Here is a 644-nt window from a genome sequence, read left to right as displayed (position 1 = left end):
GTGTTGTTTTAGCAGTCTGTTTTGAAACATCATCCATATTCTCTTTGCTTTTATCAGCAACTTGTTTTGCCGTATCCTGCGTTTTCTTAACAACTGGCTTTACAGCTGCAACAGTTTTTTTAGCAGATTTCCGAACTATTTTTTTACCTTTGGCAGGTGTTTCTTTAGTACCTTTAGCTACTGACTTGCCCTTGTCAGCTGCTTTGGCAGTTGTTTTTTTAGCTGCGGCTTTAACTCCAGAGACTGTTTTACCGGTTGTTTTTTTAGCAGAATTTTTTGCAGTCTTGGCAGTTTTTTTTGCCGTAGAAGTAGCCTTTTTAACGCTTGATTTAGCCGAAGGAACGGCCTTTTTCACAGTTTTTTTAGCTGCACTGACACTTTTTTCAGCTTTTTCAGCATTTTTTTTAGCACTGGCTGAAGTTTTTTTAACAGTCTTTTTAGTAGTATCGGCTGCTTTTTCAGCGGCCTTTTTAGCAGCAGCAGTCGTCTTTTTTGTAGTTCGACTAGCAGTTGCTGATTTCTTTTCTGGCATTTTCTCTCCTTACTTAACGAGACAAATTTTAACAAAATTTTAAAGATGTGACAAATTACTAAAGTTTAGACTCCAAGTCAACGTCAGGGTACTTGTCGACAAACCAATTAAG

General features: G+C 37.6%; 1 pseudogene. It reads right to left on the bottom strand.

Going from position 1 to position 644, the window contains the following annotated elements:
* A pseudogene (locus KH893_RS11380) lies at positions 1–532 on the bottom strand (hypothetical protein); the annotation flags it as partial.
* Positions 533–644 lie beyond the last annotated feature (112 nt).

This window comes from Liquorilactobacillus sicerae (assembly GCF_029916425.1).
GTDB lineage: Bacteria > Bacillota > Bacilli > Lactobacillales > Lactobacillaceae > Liquorilactobacillus > Liquorilactobacillus sicerae.
Note: the sequence above shows the minus strand (reverse complement) of the source record. Positions and strands in the feature narration are given on the sequence as shown.